General features: G+C 48.8%; 11 protein-coding genes and 1 tRNA gene. 9 read left to right on the top strand and 3 right to left on the bottom strand.

Features of this window, described 5'->3' with window-relative positions; all coding sequences use genetic code 11:
- Positions 1-627 precede the first annotated feature (627 nt).
- Together ACKI3C_RS06455 and ACKI3C_RS06460 are read right to left on the bottom strand one after the other, a co-directional pair.
- Positions 628-699 (bottom strand) — tRNA-Met (locus ACKI3C_RS06455).
- A 260-nt stretch (positions 700-959) separates the two neighbouring features.
- Entirely contained in the window at positions 960-1,991 is a 1,032-nt protein-coding gene (locus ACKI3C_RS06460; RefSeq protein WP_407403230.1) for a dockerin type I repeat-containing protein, read from the bottom strand.
- 668 nt (positions 1,992-2,659) lie between these two features.
- Between ACKI3C_RS06460 and ACKI3C_RS06465 the strand changes: the two genes are divergently transcribed.
- On the top strand, positions 2,660-3,430 hold the full coding sequence (locus ACKI3C_RS06465) for a glycosyltransferase family 2 protein (RefSeq protein WP_407403232.1): 771 nt from the start codon (positions 2,660-2,662) through the stop codon (positions 3,428-3,430).
- A 287-nt stretch (positions 3,431-3,717) separates the two neighbouring features.
- Here the strand turns inward: ACKI3C_RS06465 and ACKI3C_RS06470 are convergent, their stop codons facing one another.
- On the bottom strand, positions 3,718-5,361 hold the full coding sequence (locus ACKI3C_RS06470; RefSeq protein ID WP_407403234.1) for a fumarate hydratase: 1,644 nt from the start codon (positions 5,359-5,361) through the stop codon (positions 3,718-3,720).
- A gap of 159 nt (positions 5,362-5,520) precedes the next feature.
- Between ACKI3C_RS06470 and ACKI3C_RS06475 the strand changes: the two genes are divergently transcribed.
- The 8 genes from ACKI3C_RS06475 (at position 5,521) to ACKI3C_RS06510 (ending at position 19,606) form a co-directional block, all read left to right on the top strand.
- Positions 5,521-6,195: an RluA family pseudouridine synthase gene (locus ACKI3C_RS06475; RefSeq protein WP_407403236.1), complete on the top strand. Its 675-nt coding sequence runs from the start codon at positions 5,521-5,523 to the stop codon at positions 6,193-6,195.
- A 531-nt stretch (positions 6,196-6,726) separates the two neighbouring features.
- Positions 6,727-10,089 carry a SusC/RagA family TonB-linked outer membrane protein gene (locus ACKI3C_RS06480; RefSeq protein WP_407403238.1) on the top strand — a complete coding sequence of 1,121 codons (3,363 nt, stop codon included), beginning with the start codon at positions 6,727-6,729 and terminating at the stop codon, positions 10,087-10,089.
- 30 nt (positions 10,090-10,119) lie between these two features.
- A complete protein-coding gene (locus ACKI3C_RS06485) occupies positions 10,120-11,907 on the top strand; it encodes a RagB/SusD family nutrient uptake outer membrane protein (RefSeq protein ID WP_407403240.1) in 1,788 nt (595 codons plus the stop codon).
- A 22-nt stretch (positions 11,908-11,929) separates the two neighbouring features.
- A complete protein-coding gene (locus tag ACKI3C_RS06490) occupies positions 11,930-13,060 on the top strand; it encodes a putative zinc-binding metallopeptidase (RefSeq protein ID WP_407403242.1) in 1,131 nt (376 codons plus the stop codon).
- A gap of 30 nt (positions 13,061-13,090) precedes the next feature.
- Complete coding sequence (locus tag ACKI3C_RS06495) at positions 13,091-14,431, top strand: DUF4302 domain-containing protein (RefSeq protein WP_407403244.1); 1,341 nt, start codon at positions 13,091-13,093, stop codon at positions 14,429-14,431.
- A 109-nt stretch (positions 14,432-14,540) separates the two neighbouring features.
- Positions 14,541-16,403: a dockerin type I repeat-containing protein gene (locus ACKI3C_RS06500; RefSeq protein ID WP_407403246.1), complete on the top strand. Its 1,863-nt coding sequence runs from the start codon at positions 14,541-14,543 to the stop codon at positions 16,401-16,403.
- A 122-nt stretch (positions 16,404-16,525) separates the two neighbouring features.
- On the top strand, positions 16,526-18,241 hold the full coding sequence (locus ACKI3C_RS06505) for a dockerin type I domain-containing protein (RefSeq protein ID WP_407403248.1): 1,716 nt from the start codon (positions 16,526-16,528) through the stop codon (positions 18,239-18,241).
- A 456-nt stretch (positions 18,242-18,697) separates the two neighbouring features.
- Positions 18,698-19,606, top strand: a complete 909-nt coding sequence (locus tag ACKI3C_RS06510) for a TolB family protein (RefSeq protein WP_407403250.1) — start codon at positions 18,698-18,700, stop codon at positions 19,604-19,606.
- Positions 19,607-19,613 lie beyond the last annotated feature (7 nt).

Raw genomic sequence — 19,613 nt, forward strand, 5'->3', positions numbered from 1 at the left:
AAATCTTTCTCTCGCACAAAGCATAAGGCAAATAGAGGCTGAAAGCCGACACGCAGAACGCAGTTCTGCACATAACCCTGTCCTAACTGAGCGCAAGCGAAGGCAGGGCAGGGTAAACGCGATACACTATACTGCGGTTGAAGACCGCTACCTCGAAACGTGCAAGATTCGCACAGTGCGACCCCTTCGGGGTCGGTTTTTTGGGGGGCGTATTCCTTTCCGACGGCCTGCGGCCATCGGTTACGATGCAATGTGACGACTCCGTCGCCAAGACGCTATCCAGACAACATTAACGTCAGATTACATGGCAAACGCATCAAAATTGCACCGCAACTGCGGCCATCGGTTACGATGCAATGGAGGGTGTGTCAAAATGCGCTTTGGTAGTGTAGAATGCACACATTTTGACACACCCTCTTAACCAAAGTTACGACCTCCCTGAGGTCTAAAAAATCCACAATATATATATTCAATGAAAAAATCAGTGAGTTCAGTGAGATCCGCGCGGGGAGTTCCATTGGTGAATAGTTACTCTCTCCTCTCTCATCCTCTCTCATCCTCTTTTTTTGTAATCGGGTAACCGCTTACAAAAAAAACAAGGCCGGACTTGCGTCCAGCCTCACTGAGTAGCGGGAGAAGGATTCGAACCAACGACCTTTGGGTTATGAGCCCAACGAGCTACCACTGCTCCATCCCGCGTTGTTTGCGAGTGCAAAGGTACAACAATTTTCGCAACTGCCAAGTATTTTTGCCAAAAAAATACCGAAAATAGCAAAACTTTAACCTTTGTTCACAGAAATAGTGCGTTTTGAATAGCTATTTGTTATTCTGCTACAACCAAACAGGGCTATCGCAGATTGTGGCGATAGCCCTGTAAACATGGTTATAATCACTAAAGATTTCTTCTGTGTCCAGCTTTCTCCCCTCTCTGTAGGAGAGGGGTCGGGGGAGAGGCTTTTTTATTTCCCCTGAATGAGGTTGAGCACAGCGTTCACGTCGGCAATGTCCACCACGCTGTCGCAGGTCACATCGGCTCCGGCATACTTGCTTGCGCTGTCCTTGCCCAGAGTGACGTTGATGAGGATGTTAGCATCGGTGATATCCACCACGCCGTCGCCATTCACGTCGCCCTTCTTTCCGTCGGGAGTGGGCCACAGGTCGAGGAAGTACTCATTGTAGCCTTCTTGCTGTGCACTGGGAATCTTGAGGTAGCTGGAGCCCGAGAGAGCATAGTTGCCGCTGTGCCTGGGGCGGACGAACTTCTTGCTGCTGGGGTTCCAGATGTAACCTCCGCTCTCGCCATACACATCAACCATGGTGCCAGGAACGCCTACCAGCAGGTTGCGAAGTGGGTTGCTGCCGCTTGTCACGCGGGGCAGGCGATAGATTTCACCGTTTTGGATTCCGGTTGCTACAACACCAGTACCAGCCGCTACATTTATGATCCTTGAGTTGACAAGTGTGTTGCCTATACCGCTTGTCACATAATAGGCATTGAGACCGCTACCGTTGTATGTCACGGGAACTGCGCACGAGAATGTGGTGTTATCATATGTGCTCTGGATATAGGGAGCCAGGAAATCGATACCTGACTTGCCTCCGCCCATATCCCAGTTCTTGAGTGCCGAGGTGTAGAAACCGTTGAACGCATCGTTTCTTACCCAGAAGGTGAATCCAGAGGCGTTGTTGCCAAAGAACTTGCCGTCCCAGCGCACGCTACCTGTGTTGAGCAATGTCACGTTTTTGAGGTTTGTCGCATTTGACAACGCGTCAGTGGCAAACGATGACACAGTGTTGCCCAGCGTGAGATCTTCTACTGAATAGTCGCGGTAAGTGTCAGCGTCGATGCGGGTCACTGCATAATTCTTGTTGTTGTCATATACATGGTCTAAACTGCGACTGGCTGATTTGCGAACTCCCTCACCAGATCCGTGTGCAACAGCAGTAGCGGCTATTGCAAGCATCACGAGCAATGAAAGTAATTTCTTCATAAACAATTTGTTATAGCATGTTTTTAAGTCGTTTGTACAATTTGAGTAATATACACAATATTACAATCTACAAAAATAATAATTTAATAAATCATAACAAATTATTTCCCGTGTTTAATAATTATTAACAAGTTGCGGTTGGGTTGACGTTTTTTTCGGACTCCCCACGCGGATCTCACGAATCCCACGGATTTTTTGTTAATTTTCAATTATAAAAATCAGTGAGTTCAGTGAAATCCGCGCGAGATGTTCTATAGGTGAAGCCTGATAGGATATGTATTGCTGCAACAATTTTGATGCAGTTGCTCTGAAAAAAACACATGTATGTTGTGTTGGTTCGCATTTTTATTTGTACCTTTGACATGTAAAAAATTTATTGTTGTCCGGTAAAAAAAAGAAAATATTTTTATTTTGATTTTTATGCTTCGCTTAGAAAATAGCCTGCTCTGCAAGCAAAATGAAATTACCTCACAGATAGTGTATTATCATTTTGAGGACGGAGTCCTCCATTTTTTTTGGGCGTGAGCCATATAAACAAAAAAAAACATTTTCTTTTTTATTCTATACCAAGCCCCGGTTATACCAAAGTATCGTAACTAGCAGTGTTTGGGGGAAGTTAGAACTACTCTCGTGAATTAAACCAGACAGCAATAATAAAAGGACAAAAGATGAACAACAAACTGGTTTCAATCATAACGCCGGTTTACAATGCCGAGCAATACATCGACGAGACGCTGAATAGCGTGCTTGCTTCGTCCTATAACAACATTGAGGTTGTCGTGGTTGACGATGGCTCAACCGACTCGACAGCAGCCATCGTTGAGCAGCATGCTGCTCGCGACCCTCGCGTGAGGCTCATCAGGCAGAGCAATGCTGGTGCTTGTCGCGCCCGTAATAATGCCATAGAGAATGCTCGGGGATACTACATCCTGCCTGTGGATGCCGATGACCTTATCATGCCGTGGCTTGTAGAAGAACTGGTGAGACTTATTGAGAGCAAACCAGGGGTTAAGGTTGTGATGCCGCGTGGTGAGTTCTTCGGAGCTCGCTCTGGCCCATGGAAGTTACCAGCGTTCTCGCTCAAACTGCTTGCGCGACGCAACATGATATGCGCCACAGCACTCTATCGCCGCGAGGAGTGGGAGCGTGTGGGCGGATATGACGAGGAAATAATTGCCCTTGAGGACTGGGCGTTCTGGACTGCTGTGCTCAAGGATGGCGGAGATGTGTTGACCACCGAGCGTGTGGGGTTGCGTTATCGCATTCATGCCGGGTCTAAACGCATACGCGACCGCAAGTACAAGCACCATGTCATCGACACACTCAACAAGCGTCACCCCGAGTTTTATCAGCGTGTATTGGGAGGCCCGCTGCGCTATCATCGCACTTGGTCAAGACTCATCAACCGCTTCACCCGCGCCCCACACAAGTGGCTATAAGCGGCTTCTATTTAAGGAAGGTGATAGTTGTTAGCACATTTATTCGTTCGACTGTCTTTTACTGTTCATCCTGATACCTCAACTTGCGCACGAAAGAGTTAAAAACACCAGGCTTGTCCACTACGGTCAAGCCTGGTGTCGTTATAAAGTATTTCTTTTAAATTTGAATAATTTCTTTCAGTAGAAAGAAAATAGAAGAAATTATTCTAATTATTTTAATTTCTGAAAAATCAGTGAATTAAATCAATCTGCGTTATCTGCGCAATCTGCGAGAGAAAAGCGGGAGATTAGTGCAGGGGGCACTTGGCGATGGTCTTGAAGAAGTCGTTGCCCTTGTCGTCCACTAGGATGAATGCGGGGAAGTCTTCAACGGTGATCTTCCAGATTGCCTCCATGCCGAGTTCGGGATACTCAACGCACTCGATGCTCTTGATGCTGCTCTGTGACAGCACTGCGGCAACGCCGCCGATTGTACCCAGATAGAAACCGCCGTGCTTCTTACAAGCGTCGGTAACTTCCTGACCGCGGTTACCCTTGGCAATCATTACGAGTGATGCGCCGTTGTCCTGGAATTCATCAACGTATGGATCCATGCGGTTAGCAGTTGTGGGACCCATAGAGCCGCAGGGATAGCCTTCGGGAGTCTTAGCGGGACCAGCATACAGGATGGGGTGATCCTTGAAGTATTGGGGCATACCCTCGCCTGCGTCGAGACGTGCTTTGAGCTTAGCGTGAGCGATGTCGCGAGCCACGATGATAGTTCCCTTGAGGTTAACGCGGGTGCTGACGGGATACTTGGTGAGCTCGGCGCGCACTGCGTCGATGCCCTTGTCCAGGTCGATAACCACGCCGTTGCCGCCCTCGCCGGGTTGACGAAGTTCTTCGGGAATCAGCTCGGTGGGAGTAGCGTCCATCTTCTCCAGCCAGATACCGTCCTTGTTGATTTTTGCCTTGATGTTGCGGTCGGCCGAGCAGCTAACGCCCATGCCGATGGGGCAAGATGCGCCGTGGCGAGGCAGACGAATCACGCGGATGTCGTGAGCCATGTGCTTGCCGCCAAACTGTGCGCCCAGACCGATCTTGTGAGCCTCAACGAGCAGCTTCTGCTCCAGGTCGATGTCGCGGAATGCGCGGCCGGTCTCGTCGCCTGTGGTGGGCAGTTCGTCGTAGTATTTGATTGAAGCGAGCTTCACTGTGAGCAGGTTCTTCTCAGCGCTTGTGCCGCCAATCACGAATGCGATGTGATAGGGGGGGCAAGCTGCGGTACCCAGCGACTTCATCTTCTCTACCAGGAAGGGGAGGAGAGTGCCTTCGTTCTGGATGGTAGCCTTGGTCATGGGGTAGAAATATGTCTTGTTGGCCGAGCCACCGCCCTTAGCCACCATGACGAAGCGGTATTCAGCGCCCTCAACTGCCTCAATATCAATCTGTGCGGGCAGGTTGCAGCGAGTGTTCACCTCGTCATACATGTTGAGGGGAGCATTCTGCGAGTAGCGCAGGTTGTCCTGTGTGAAGGTATTGTAAACGCCCTTTGACAGAGCCTCTTCGTCCTCAAATCCTGTCCACACCTGCTGGCCTTTCTCGCCATGGATGATTGCAGTGCCTGTATCTTGGCAGAAGGGGAGCACGCCCTTGGCGGCAGTCTCGGCGTTGCGCAGGAACTGGAGCGCTACATATTTGTCGTTCTCGCTTGCCTCGGGATCGTTGAGGATTGCAGCCACCTGCTCATTGTGTTCGCGACGCAGCATGAACTCCACATCGTGGAATGCCTGCTGTGCTAGCAGCTCGAGAGCTTCGGGAGTGACTTTAACGATTTCTTTGCCTTCAAAGTCACCTACGCTCACGCCTTCCTTAGTGAGGAGGCGGTATTCGGTCTTGTCTTCGCCCAGTTGGAACATGGGTGCATACTTGAACTCGGGAATATTTGCCATAAGTTTGAGTATAATTAATTAGTTTTTTAGTTGTTAATAGTTCTTGTCTCGCAAAGTTACTAAAATATGCTCAAATGTCAACCCCAATTTGAGATAAAATTAGTAAATTTGCACCGCAAAGGGGCAATTTTCATGCTCTATATATAATATAAGGTGTAAATGGAAGTATTATACGAAGACAATCACATAGTAATCGTCAACAAGGCAGCTGGCGAAATTGTGCAAGGTGACAAGACTGGCGACACTCCGCTGGTGGATATCGTGAGGCAGTGGATCAAGGAGAAGTATAACAAGCCCGGCAATGTGTTCTGCGGGGTGACTCACCGCATCGACCGCCCCACGTGCGGGCTTGTGGTGTTTGCCCGCACCAGTAAGGGCCTGTCGCGCATGGACGAGCTGTTTCGCAAGGGCGATGTGCACAAGACCTATTGGGCCATAGTGAAGAACCGCCCGCCACAGGGTGCTGGCACGCTCACCCACTACCTAACCATGCGCGAGCGCAACAACAAGACTTATGTGTCGTCATCGCCCACGCCTGGAAGCGTGAAGGCTGTGCTCAACTATCGCGTGATTGCCAGTGGCGACAATTATCACTTGCTCGAAATTGAGCTTATCACCGGGCGCAAGCACCAGATACGTGCCCAGCTCTCGGCAATAGGGTGTCCCATCAAGGGCGATCTCAAGTACGGAGCCCCGCGCAGCAACCCCGACGGAGGCATCTCGTTGCAGAGCCACCGCATCCACTTCGTTCACCCGGTGAGCGGCAACCTCATCGATGTCACCGCACCAGTGCCCGATGACAACTTGTGGCAGGCCCTGGCGGGCAAGGTGTGAGAAATTTTTTATTTTCAGTATATTTCAAGCGTAGAGCCATATCTAAATAGATTGTATATAAAAATTCCTTTTTAAATTCGGATAATTTCTTTCAGTTGTCCCCCCTTGCGGCTGCCATGGATGTGAAATAATAACTATTTAGCGAGATTATGCTAACAATTAATATCGCGGAACGAGGACAGCAGTCTTTTTTCCGCTTTTTTTTCAGTAAAAACAGCACTTTCGGCATGGTTATAGTTTAAAAGCAACTGTATGTGAAAAAATAAAAGTGTTTTACAAATAGTTAGTTTATGTTGCATTTTTAATACGAAAAGTTGCTTTTTCCAAATTATTTGCTTAATTTTGCACCAATAATACATATTAATGTTAAGAACCTGCTAACCTAAACGAGACAAATACCGAGAAGACCAGCGCTTAAATTCATGCCCAAACTATGGGCGGCGCCGTGGTCTTGTTGGTTGTGTATTAGTATAGTAGGTGCTGACGGTAGATAAAAAACAATAAAAAATAATAATTAAAAAATCAGTGCTTATGAGTCTCAAAAAGTTACTTTTGCTCTTTGTCCTCTCAGTAGTATCGTTGGCCGTTACCGCGCAGGTAAAGGTTACTGGTACTGTGCTTGACGAGAACAATGAAGGAGCAATCGGTGCAACTGTAGCCCAGAAGAACAAACCTGGCAACGGTGTTGCAACCGATATGGACGGTAAGTTCACTCTCACTGTGCCCAATGGTGCTCACATCGTTGTTAAATACATCGGTTATGAGGACTATGAGTTCACAGCTAAGGCGGGTGACATTGTAATTAATCTAAAACAAGCTGGCCAGTCTCTCGAAACAGTCGTTGTTACTGGTTACCAGAAACTGGACAAGCGCCTTTTCACCGGTGCTACTTCTAGTATCGACGGTAACAAGGCTAACCTCTCGGGTGTTGCCGACGTGAGCCGTGGTCTCGAAGGCCGCGCTGCTGGTGTGCAGGTGCAGAATGTCACAGGTACATTCGGTACTGCTCCCAAAATCCGCGTGCGTGGCGCTACATCTATCTATGGTAGCTCAAAGCCCCTCTGGGTTGTTGACGGTGTGATTCTCGAGGATAACGTCGAGATCAGTGCCGATGACCTCTCAAGTGGTGACGCTACTACTCTTATCGCATCGGCTGTGGCTGGTCTTAATGCCGACGATATCGAGAAGTTCGAAATCCTCAAGGACGGTTCGGCTACATCTATCTATGGTGCCCAGGCTAATGCCGGTGTGATTGTCATCACCACCAAGCAGGGTCGCAAGGGTCACACTTCTCTCAACTATACCGGTGAGTTCACTTATCGCTTGAAGCCCCGCTATGCTGACTACAACATCAGTAACTCGCAGGAGCAGATGAGTATCTACAAGGAAATGGAGCAGAAGGGTTGGCTTGAGTTCGCTTCTCTCGCTAACGGTTCGTCAAGCGGTATCTATGGTCGCATGTACAACCTCATGACCCAGTATGATCCCATCAGCGGCACATACGCTCTGCCCAACACGCGCGCTGCGATGAACGATTACCTGCGCGAGGCTGAGTATCGCAACACCGACTGGTTCGACCTGTTGTTCAACAACAACGTGATGCAGAACCACGCCTTGAGCGTGAGCGGTGGTACCGACAAGGGTTCATTCTATACTTCGGTATCAGTAATGAACGATCCCGGCTGGTACAAGTCAAGCCGCGTGGAGCGTTACACATTTAATAGTAATGCAAGCTATCAGATTACTGACAAGATCAAGATCAAGCTTCTCAACAGCGACAGCTACCGCAAGCAGAAAGCTCCCGGCACACTGAGCCGCGACATCGACGTTGTGAATGGTGAGGTTCGTCGTGACTTCGACATCAACCCCTACAGCTTCGCCCTCAACACAGCTCGTACTCTTGACCCCAATGCTTACTATCGTCGCAACTACTCTGACTTCAACATCTTCAACGAGCTTGACAACAACTACATGGACATCGGCGTTACCGATATCAAGTTCCAGGGTGAGTTGAGCATCAAGCCCATCATCAAGCAGGGTCAGTCGCTCGAGTTCAACCTCTTGGGTGCATACCGCCATACTGGTGCCGAGACCAACCACTATATCCTCGACAACAGTAACCAAGCCAAGGCTTATCGTGCAGGTATCGATCCCGAGGACGCTATCACACGTTCTTCTAACAGCTACCTCTACACCGATCCCGACGTTGAGAACGCTCTTCCCGAGACAGTTCTTCCCAAGGGCGGTATGCTGTTCTACTCTAAGAACTCTCTGTCACAGTATGACTTCCGCGGTACATTCACTTACATGAAGAACTTCGGTTCTACTCACATGCTGAACCTCTTCGGTGGTATGGAGGCTAAGAAAGTGGAGCGTTATCGCCAGGCATTCGAAGGCTGGGGCATCGTTTACAGTAATGGTAACATCCCCTTCACTAGCCACAAGCTCTTCAAGCAGATGGAAGAGGAGAATGGTGCTTACTTCAGCGACAGCAAGACTTTCCGCCGCTCAATGGCTTACTTCGCTAACGCTAACTACGGTTTCAAGGGTCGTTACGTTGTAAACGGTACATTCCGTTACGAGGGTTCTAACCTCATGGGTAAGACCAACCAGAGCCGCTGGCTCCCCACTTGGAACATCTCTGGCGCTTGGAATGTTGACGAGGAGAACTTCTTCAAAGAGTTCCAGCAGAACCACAACTATGTAGTATCTCACGCTAAGGTTCGCGCTAGCTACTCACTCACTGGTGAGAGCGGTCCCATGGCACTTGCTAATGCCGAGGCTCTGTACTATCCCAGCCGTCCCTGGCGTCAGGAAACTGAGGCTAAGGAAATGGGTATTTCACTCAACGGTCTTGCCAACAGCGAGCTCACCTATGAGAAGAAGCACGAGCTTGACATCGGTGTTGACCTCGGTTTCTTGAACAACCGCATCAACGTCGAGTTCGACTGGTACAAGCGTAATAACTACGACCTCATCGGCCGCATCTACACAGAGGGTGTTGGTGGCGTTTCAAGCAAGTATGCTAACGTTGCCGAGATGGCTTCACACGGTGTCGAGTTCACCGTTTCTACTAAGAACATTGAAGGTGCTCGTCCCGAGGACTTCTCTTGGTCAACCGACTTCACATTCTCTTACAGCAAGACTAACATCACCAAGCTGTTGTCTCGCTCACGCATCATCGACCTCGTTCCCGGTACTGGTTTTGCACTCGAGGGCTATCCCCACCGTGCAATCTTCTCTATCCCCTTCGCAGGTCTTGACAGCCACGGTGTTCCTCAGTTCTACGGCCCCGATGGCGAAATCATGGCTAACGAGGACATCAACTTCCAGGAATATGAGAACCTTGGCTTCCTCAAGTATGAAGGTCCCGTTGATCCCACTATCACTGGTGGTTTCGGTAACAACTTGAGTTGGAAGGGCTTCCACCTGAACGTGTTCATGACTTACTCATTCGGCAACAAGCTCCGCATCACTCCCACCTTCTCGGCTAGCTACAGTGATATGGACGCAAGCGCTAAGGAGTTCAAGAACCGTTGGGTAATGCCTGGTGATGAGGCTTACACCACAATTCCTGCTATCGCTTCACGCCGTCAGGTTTACAGCGACACTTACATTGGCCGTGCTTACAGCGCTTACAACTATAGTACAGCCCGCATCGCTGATGGTGGTTTCATCCGTCTGAAAGAGGTTTCGCTCACTTACGACATCCCCGCTAACTTCATCAAGAAGCTGCGTCTGTCAAGTGCATCGCTCAAACTCGCTGCTACCAACATCTGTCTGCTCTATGCCGACAAGAAACTCAATGGTCAGGATCCCGAGTTCTACAACAGCGGTGGTGTAGCATCACCCAACCCCAAGCAGGTGACATTCACTCTGCGCTTAGGTTTCTAATAATAACATTTATTAAAAGGAATTATAACTATGAAGTTTAAATATATAGCAATGTCTGCTGCTCTTGGGCTGGCTACACTCAGCTCTTGTAGCGACTTTCTAGACAAGTCACCTGACACTCGTGTCTATCTGCAGACCGTGGAGCAGTTGCGTCAGCTCATGGTAGATGGCTATTCGAGTACAAGCTATGCTTGTGTGGGTGAGCTTTCAAGTGACAATGTGATCGACAACAACTCTCCCAGTGACGCTGGTGTGCGTTACAACCGCCCCTCATACGCGGCTGCCGACGATCAGCTCTACAAGTGGGAAGCTGTGACAATGGGTCAGGACAACGACACTCCCACAGGCGCGTGGGAAGGTTGCTACGGCGCTATCGCTGTGTGCAACGCGGTTCTTGAAAAGGTCAACGAGTTTGAGACTACTGGTCAAACCTACAATGGTCCTCTCACACAGGACGAGAAGGATAAACTCAGTGCTATCAAGGGCGAGGCTCTCGTTTCTCGTGCATGGCATCACTTTATCCTTGCCAACCTCTTCTGCATGCCCTATGCTGGTCCCGAACTGAGCAAGGCACAGCAGGGTATCCCTTACGTTACCGCTCCCGAGACTACCGTTAAGCCTCACTACGAGCGCGGTACTCTTGCTAATGTGTATGAGTGCATCGAGAATGACCTCAAGGCTGGTCTTCCCCTCATCAACGACGGTCTCTATGAAGTGCCCAAGTATCACTTCAACAAGGCTGCTGCCAATGCGTTCGCTGCTCGTTTCTACCTGTACAAGCGCGAGTATGAGAAGGTAATTGAATATGCAACTGCATCATTCAAGGGCAACGATCCCGCTACCATGCTCAACGACATCTGGAGCAACAGCAGTTTCTATTACATCAGCGACATCGGTCGTTACAACACCAGCATGCAGCGCCCCAACGTGTGGATGTGCTTCACTACTTACACCACATTCTGGCGTCGATTCGTATCAAGCGGTCGCTATGCTTGTAACCGCGAGGCTAAGCGCGCAACCGTTCAGGGTCCTGGTCCGTCTTGGGAAAATTGTAGGTATCAGAACAGCCGCACGAAGGAATCGTTCGCAATGATGCCTTGCTTCAATGGCTATTGTGGTACTGCAGGTGGTCAGGAGTACGGAACCTACTTTGGTGGTAACTCTTTCGAGCAGTTTGAATACACCGATAAGATTGCAGGTATCGGCTACTGCCATGGTATCCGCGCCGAGTTCACAACCGAGCAGACTCTGCTCGACCGTGCCGAGGCTTACCTCTTCCTGAATGATATACCTAATGCTCTTGCCGACCTTCAGGTTTGGAACGAGGAGCACCGTAACAATGTAAGCGGTGACGACCGTATGACCGAGCTTACTGCTGAGCAGATTGTTTCATTCTACACCAAGGCTGAAGAAAAGTATGTGCGCAATTTAAATCGTGAGAAAGATCTGGGTATTTATTACAGTGATTCAACCTACTTTGGCATTGCTAAGCCCATCCACATTGATGAGATTTGCCCCAGTGCTAAGTACAGCGTTTCTGCTGAGATGCTTCCTTACTTGCAGTGCGTGCAGCACTTCCGCCGCATCGAGACTATCCACACAGGTCAGCGCTGGTTCGACATCAAGCGTCTCGGTCTTGAGGTTACTCACAAGTATGGTGCAAATAAAGTGTTCAAGCTGGTTTCAGGCGATCCCCGCTACGCAATCGAAGTTCCCGCTTCGGCTATCTCGGCTGGTTTCGAGCCTAATAACAATGGCAAGATGCAGATTCTCTCGGCTCCCATTGAGGCTAAGGGAAATTATGTCAAGGTTAATTAATCAATTAAACTGAGTAATTATTATGAAATCGTTAAAATATTATATTTCGTCACTGTTGCTGGCTGGCGTGGTAGGTATGGGTTTCACTTCTTGTAGTGATGACAAACTCGACCCCAACTCAATCTTCCCCAAGATTGACGAAACGCTCGACCCCAACTCAGCAACTTACAAGCTCGACAAGTTCTTGCGTGACAACTATCTCACTCCTTACAACCTTGACTTCCGTTACAAGATGCAGGATGTGGGAACTAACATGAACTACAACTTGGTTCCCGCCACTTACGACAACGCTGTTGACCTGGCTGTACTCACCAAGTACTTGTGGTTTGATGCTTACAGCGAGGTAGTGGGTCCCGACTTCCTTAAGCTTTACGGCCCCCGCATTATCCACCTCATTGGCTCACCCGCCTACAACCCCACATCAGGTACTATGATCCTAGGTCTTGCCGAGGGTGGCATCAAGGTTTCGCTCTTCCGTGTGAACTCGATGAACATCAATGACTTCAACCAGATGAACGAGTACTACTTCAAGACAATGCACCACGAGTTTGCTCACATCTTGCACCAGACCAAGACTTATCCCAGCGAGTTCAACACACTGTCAGTGGGTAAGTATGACAGCAACAACTGGGGCGACCGTCAGGAAGGTGTAGTAGCTTCTTGGGGTTTCGTTTCAACCTACGCTTCAAGCGAGTTCCGTGAGGACTTTGCCGAGGTTATTGCTAACTATATTGTCAAAACCGACGAGCAGTGGGCTTACTTGCTCGACATGGCAAGCCGTGGTTGGGAAACTCCCAGCAGCGAGGACGAGATGGGCGCAATCTACTATTGCTACTATTATTACAAGAACAACTCTGGCGATGAGGCCGACAAGACCTATGTATATGATTTCGAGGTTCAGGTTAATGAAGACGGCACTAAGCAGATGAAGAAGGGTAAAGATCCCGAAGGCAATCCTCTTGTAGTCTATGATGTAGTTGACAAAGATGGCATCGACGGTGTTGAGGTTATCAACAAGAAGGTTCAGATTGCTCGCCAGTGGCTCGCCGACGAGTGGGGCGTGGATCTAGACAAACTTCGTGAAAATGTTCAATATCGCCAAAAACATTATGTAATCAAGGATTTGCGCGATTGGGTTAACAACATCGAGTAATTTGTTCACTACTAAAATTCAGAAATTATTATGAAATACATAAAATTATCATTGATGGCTCTTGTGCTCATGGGTGTCACCACATCTTGTTTCAAGATGGAGGAAGCCGACATCTTTGACCAGAATGCTGCTGAGCGTCTTGAGAATGCCAAGAATGAATATTCTAAGATGCTTACCGACAAGGGCGGCGTGTGGGCAATGGAATACTTTGCCAGCACTGGAGAACCTGGCTATGTGTATGTGATGAAGTTTAATAAGGATGGTTCGGTTGATATCTCTGGCGACAACAAGTGGGTTGCCGAGGGTCTTGGACAAAGTGAGACTTTTGCCACTAAGAATTCTATGTGGGAAGTTATCACCGATGATGGTCCTGTTCTCACATTCAATACTTATAACCCCATTTTCCACATCTTTGCTAATCCCGAGGATATTCCTGATACCGAAGAGGATGAGCAGGGTTATGGTCACGAGGGCGACTATGAGTTTGATATCATGAGCGTGAAAGGTGATACACTTTTCGTTGAGGGTAAGAAATATCGTCTGCCCATCATCATGTATCGCCTCTCAGAGGAAACCCAGCCTGTTGACTACTTTGCTGGCATCAACAAAATCCTGCAGAGCACTAACATCACCAAGTTCCCCGATCTTCTCTTGACTGCTGGTAATGGTCACAAGTATATCGTGAACGACATCAGCACTCTCATCCCCTCGTTCTATGAGCAGGGCGGTTACAAGATTGTTGACCAGGTGAGCGCTAATGCTATTGCTACCGAAAAGGGATTCCGTTTCATCGTTCCCCTCGAGTTGTATAACACTACAGGTGAGACCCCTGTTCCCAGTGGCTACTATGTTCAGCACTTCGAGCTGCAGCAGGATGGTTCATTCCTTTGCACCGACGACAATGTTTCGCGCATCACTTCTCTTCCCGTCAACGAGATTTTCCCCGTTAAGGATTATGCATGGGAAATGGAAACAACCACAATGGGCGGAGAGTTTGCAACTCGTTTTGCTGCTCTCGCAGCCGAGGTTAAGAGCGGCGCAATGCGTGCTACGCTCAAGGGCTTCCAGTTCAAGTATGACACCAAGCAGAAGTCTTACTCCTTCTACTACGAGGCTGGTAGCCGCAAGGGTAACTTCTGGCTCAACGAGTATGCTTTTGATGGCAGCAACAATGTGAAGTTTACTGCTACTGGCACTTACGACAGCAATGGTGGTGTAATGATTAAGAATGCAGCAAGCGCTCAGTCATTCCTTGACTTTGTGTTCTCTACTTCTTACGACATCGTGCAAGAAAACAAGTTGAACCCTTCTCGCCTCCAACTGGTGAGCAAGGCTAACCCCGAGGACTTCTTCTTTGTTAACGTGAAGTAATCACTCGGAATGCTTTCATGTTGTCTTGCATGTGTTAGTGTGAGACAACATGAAAGATTATAAAACCAGAAAACATTTTTTTTTAATTTTTAATTTAAAATTTTGTATTATGAAAAAGTTTGTACTTTTAGGACTCGCAGCTACTCTTGGTCTTGCTGCTAATGCAGGTAGTCACAAGAGCAACGCTCAGGTGAGAAATTTTGAAAAGGCAACTAATGTTGCTAAGGTTGAGGCTAAGGCAAACAAGCACTTGAGTGCAGATGTTGCTAACTTTAAGTATGCAGGCGAATTTGGCTCTTTTGCATCTCGCGCTCGCAAGGTAGCTGTTAAGGCTGATGGTGATGTAGAGTATGTACGTCCCGATGGTTCTTGGTGGTGGTCAGGCGATGAGGATGGCCATGGTTACCATGGTCTTCTTCTCCCCGCTTTCGCTAAGACAACTTGGCGCAACGTTTCAGCTAATCCCGCTGCTGCTTATGAGTGGTACACATTTGCAGAATATGATCAGAATGAAGGTGCTCTGTTTGAGCTTGCTTCTGAAGATTTCGACTTTGAGGAGAACACTGGTTACTCTATCTACAAGAACTTCTTTATGGGTTCTACTGGCTTGAGCTATTTCCCCGCTCTGTCTTCTTATGCTCCTCTTTTGGCGCAGGGTGAAGATGAATTTGAATATCAGGGTCTCGTTCAGTATGGTGGTGTTCCTCAGATTGTTGCCGACACAACAACTGCTGAATTAAATGTTTATCCCGTTGCTCAGTATGACGGTTTTGAGCCTTCAATTGCTAATGGTGGTAACAACTACTACTTCAACATGGCTTACGCCTACTTTGCTACACCTTCATGGCAGTATGGCGCTAACGACCCCAATGCTTTGTGGCTTGCTCGTGTTCAAAAAAACTATCCCACTGCTTCAAATGCTAAGGTTGAGGCTATCTGCCAGGAGCTTGAGAAGCCTGCTGCTCCTTATATCCTGAACGCTATTAAGTGGAACCTTGGTGTAAACACCGATGTTGAAATTCCTCTTACTCTTAAAGTTCGCAAGATTAACGAGGATGGCACTCTTGGTGACTACATCGCTGAGTCTGAAGCTGTAGTTCCCGTTTCTAATCCCGATGATTTCGGTTTTGAGGCTGTGTTCCCCTTCTACACTGAGGACGAACTTGGTGGTATGCTCGATGGTATCACTATAGAGGATGCTCTGTTCCTGGAACTCTCTGGCTGGCAGGATGCATACGAAAACAACCAGCTCAAGATCTTCACTACTCCTTCAGTTGCAGGTCTTGAAAGCTATGTTGACAAGTACAACCACTTCGGTTCTTATGCAGCTGTAAGCTTCGATATGGATGGAGAATCATACATTTCTTATCAGGGTGCTGCATTTGGTTACTATCTTGACGATTCATACACAACTGTAGGTTACAACTACACTTTCCAGGTTGATGCTGAAGTTGAGATGCCTTGGCTGGTAGTTGCTGCTGAGTCTAATGAATTCAAGATGGATGCTGCTGGTGGCGAAGAGAATTTCCTCGTTGGCTCTTACAAGAGCGGTGACGAGTGGGATATCTGGACTGTTGACGGTGAGGAACTTCCCGAGTGGATCACTTTCGAGACTACTGACCGCATGACTTGCCAGGGTCACGCTTATGATTATGTAACAAATGTTAAGCTGACAGCTGAGGCTCTTCCCGCAGGTGTTGACTACCGCGAGTGCCAGATTAAGTTCGGTTTCCGTGATGCTTGGTCAGAGGTAATTACTGTATCTCAGGGTGAGAAGCAGGAAGGCCTCAAGGGTGACGTTAACGGTGACGGCGAGGTTGACGTGAAAGACTCTGCTATCCTCATCAACGTTGTTCTTGGTCTCGATGACGCTGCTAAGTATGCTGGTCGTTGTGACGTAGATGGCAACGGTGAGGTTGATGCTGCTGATATCAACGCTCTTATCAACATCATCCTTGGCACTGCTAAGTAATCTATGATTAAGAACTCTAAAACTGAATAATAGCAGTTTCTTAACATATTAATTCCTGGGTCGGGGTGGCTGAGAAAGTCGCCCCGTCCTTTCCTTTCAAGAGAAATTGATAATAATTTACGATGAAAAGAACTATATCATTAACACTGGCGGCTTTCGCCATAACCGCATTTGCAGGTAACCAGACAGCAAACACTAAGCTAACTCACTTGGAAAGTGATTCTCGCTTCAGCACATCTAAATTAACTAGTATTCCCACAAAAAGCGCAAAGTTAACTTCAAAGCCGGCAAGCCATTCCCTTCTCAAGGACGAGGAAGACGTGGAACTCATGTATGTCATGCCCAAAGATGCGTTTCGCTCGGCATTCTACTTGAGCGAAGGGGCAGTGTCGTCTTTTGCTGCAACACTTGTTCCCCCCACCGTTCCCGTGACGTTCCGCAATGTGACGAGCGGTGGCAACGACAGCGACTTCAAGTGGACATTCTATAACGGAAACCTCAGCACCGACTCGCTGAGCGTAGAGCACACTCGCGACCTTACCACATCGTTTCACCGCGACTGCGCTAATCTCTATGCGTCACCGCGCCTCTACTACGGCGATATCGAGGCCTATTACTACACCATGGAGGGCGGTATGCGATATGGCGGTGCTCTGGAGTTCAACGCTAGCGACGACGGCTCGGTGAAGACCACATTAAGCAACTACGACTCGCGTGCCGATTTCAATGACATCACCTTGCTGCTTTCATCCTATGCTGGCAAGGACGCATCGATGTATGTTCCTTGGTATGACTTCTACAATGATATCCTGAGCAGGCAATCTATTGCCACTTCGGCCCAGATTATCTCAATGATGCACCACTTCAACGCTCCTGCTCGCCCCTACGCATTCTCACGCGTCAGCCTCATTGCCACTGTCACAGGCAAGGCTGGCCAGGCAATCACATGTAAGGTGGTGACCCCCACAGCGCATGGCGACATCGAGAGCGTTAAACCCATTGCTACGGCGCAGTATGTCCTCGCAGGTGATCTCAACGATGAACTCATGACTCTTGATTTCAACTTCGACGAGTGGCTTGCAATCGACAAGGAGATATATGTGCTTCTCGAGGGCATCGATCAGCTTGACCTGTTTGCTCCCATGATCATTGCTGCTAACGACAAGTATGCCGACCTCATCGAGAAGCAGGGTTACTGCAAGTGGATGCTCTATAACGAGGAAGGCCAGCCCGTGGACGAGTGCATGGTGGACTGCAGCGGCGGTTACGCATGGGGTTTCAGCGAGGATGACATGACCGTGGGCACACACTTCGCGCTCAGCATCAATGCCCAGTATGACTACATTGCTGCGGGCGATGCCCAGGAGACCACCGTGGAAATCACTGAAACTGGCGAGACACAGCAGCTCGCTGTTGAGGCTTCAGAGGTATTTGCTAACTGGACCATCACCGGCAAGCCCGAGTGGCTCACACTGCAAGGCACTGATGTGATGAAAACCGACGAGGAAGTGGGAGAGTACTTCTCTGGCATTGTGAACCTCGACCTCACTGCCGATGCTCTTCCTGAAGGTGTGAGCAATCGCGAGGCAACAATTCTCGTGGCTCTCAAGACCCAGACCCTCGCTATCACCGTTAAGCAAGGCGAGGCGGGCCCTGTACCCAGCAATGGCGACATCAACATGGATGGCTCGGTTGACATCACCGATGCAAATATCCTTGTCAACATTCTTCTCAATGGCAATAACCCTTATGGTAATCGTGCCGACGTGAATGGTGACGGAACCATCGACATCACCGACACTAACGCTATCATCAACATGATTCTCAGCGGTAAATAAACGACCGGCTGAGATATCATCACACAATCGAGGGTGTGTCAAAATGCGCTTTGGTAGAGTACAATGCAAAAACAAGAGCAGGTAGGGACGATACTCCCGTATCGTCCGCAGCGTTCTTAGAACGCTTATATTCAAGTAATTGCCTAATGTACTACGCTCGTTCCGAGCGTGCGGACGACACGGGAGTGTCGTCCCTACCTCAACTTGATTTCGCATTTTGACACATCCTCGTGTTATTCTGTTTTGGTTTTTTCCCGTTATTTTAGACATACAATCATAATCCAACAAATACTCTGTGGGAGAAGTCGATGCAATGACGATGCAATGTTACGACATTGTCGTCAATTTTCTTTGCATTTTATTGCAAAAATCGATTTTTATTTATAATTTTACACATTCTTTGCTACAAAAAGAACTAAATACATAAAAACCAAATAAAAAAACTACAGTTTGACTATGAAGAAACTAATGTTTGCAGCAGTACTCGGGTTGCCGTTGTGCGCCTATGCCCAGCTTGTGAGCGTGGGCGAGGTCACAAAGGTCAACATCCCCGAGAACCTGGCTAACAAAGTGGCGGCGATAAGTCCCGACGGAAGTTATCTGCTCATCACTACCGACACTAATGCGGGTTTGTCACGCTATGACCTTGCCACTGGCAGGGTGGAAAAACTCACCGATGCACAGGGAGCTGGCCACGATGTGAAAATCTCGGCCGACGGCCAGGATGTGATCTACCGCGAAAATTCCTACGACAAGCATCATCTCAAGAAAGTGGGCGTTAAAAACAAGAACCTAGCCACCCGCAAGGAATCAGTGCTAGTGAAACCCACGCGCAACTTGCAGGCTATGGATGTGCAAGGCACTACAGCCACCACCGTGGCATCGGGCAAGATGAGCATGAAGGCTCTGGGTAAAGTCCAGGCACAGCAGGCTCATGCTATCCTCTCAATCGACAAACTCCACCTCATGAAGACCGAGAACGGCGTTACCACTGAGTTCTCGCCCCTGGGCAGCGACAAGCGCTACATCTGGCCCTCGGTGTCGCCCGACGGCACTAAAGCCTTGTTCTATGTCACCGGCTATGGCGCATACGTGTGCAGCATTGAGGGAGGCAACCTCATCGAGCTGGGGCAGGTGAGAGCACCGCGATGGCTGGGCAACGATATCATCGTGGGCATGAATGATCAGGATGATGGTCGTGTCTATACCTCGTCAAGTATCATCGCCGTGGACCTCAACGGCACAACTCAAACCCTCACCAGCGACGACGTGATAGCAATGTATCCGCTGCCCACTGCGGCAGGCGACAAGATTGCCTTCTCGACTCCCACCGGCGAGGCCTATATCATCAACATTAACAAGTAAACAACAG

This window comes from Sodaliphilus sp. (assembly GCF_045598405.1).
Taxonomy (GTDB): domain Bacteria; phylum Bacteroidota; class Bacteroidia; order Bacteroidales; family Muribaculaceae; genus Sodaliphilus; species Sodaliphilus limicaballi.

Excerpts from the sequence above, each read along its gene's own strand:
- ACKI3C_RS06460 (WP_407403230.1), bottom strand. The coding sequence starts at position 1,991 with ATGAAGAAATTACTTTCATTGCTCGTGATGCTTGCAATAGCCGCTACT.
- ACKI3C_RS06465 (WP_407403232.1), top strand. The coding sequence starts at position 2,660 with ATGAACAACAAACTGGTTTCAATCATAACGCCGGTTTACAATGCCGAG.
- ACKI3C_RS06470 (WP_407403234.1), bottom strand. The coding sequence starts at position 5,361 with ATGGCAAATATTCCCGAGTTCAAGTATGCACCCATGTTCCAACTGGGC.
- ACKI3C_RS06475 (WP_407403236.1), top strand. The coding sequence starts at position 5,521 with ATGGAAGTATTATACGAAGACAATCACATAGTAATCGTCAACAAGGCA.
- ACKI3C_RS06480 (WP_407403238.1), top strand. The coding sequence starts at position 6,727 with ATGAGTCTCAAAAAGTTACTTTTGCTCTTTGTCCTCTCAGTAGTATCG.
- ACKI3C_RS06485 (WP_407403240.1), top strand. The coding sequence starts at position 10,120 with ATGAAGTTTAAATATATAGCAATGTCTGCTGCTCTTGGGCTGGCTACA.
- ACKI3C_RS06490 (WP_407403242.1), top strand. The coding sequence starts at position 11,930 with ATGAAATCGTTAAAATATTATATTTCGTCACTGTTGCTGGCTGGCGTG.
- ACKI3C_RS06495 (WP_407403244.1), top strand. The coding sequence starts at position 13,091 with ATGAAATACATAAAATTATCATTGATGGCTCTTGTGCTCATGGGTGTC.
- ACKI3C_RS06500 (WP_407403246.1), top strand. The coding sequence starts at position 14,541 with ATGAAAAAGTTTGTACTTTTAGGACTCGCAGCTACTCTTGGTCTTGCT.
- ACKI3C_RS06505 (WP_407403248.1), top strand. The coding sequence starts at position 16,526 with ATGAAAAGAACTATATCATTAACACTGGCGGCTTTCGCCATAACCGCA.
- ACKI3C_RS06510 (WP_407403250.1), top strand. The coding sequence starts at position 18,698 with ATGAAGAAACTAATGTTTGCAGCAGTACTCGGGTTGCCGTTGTGCGCC.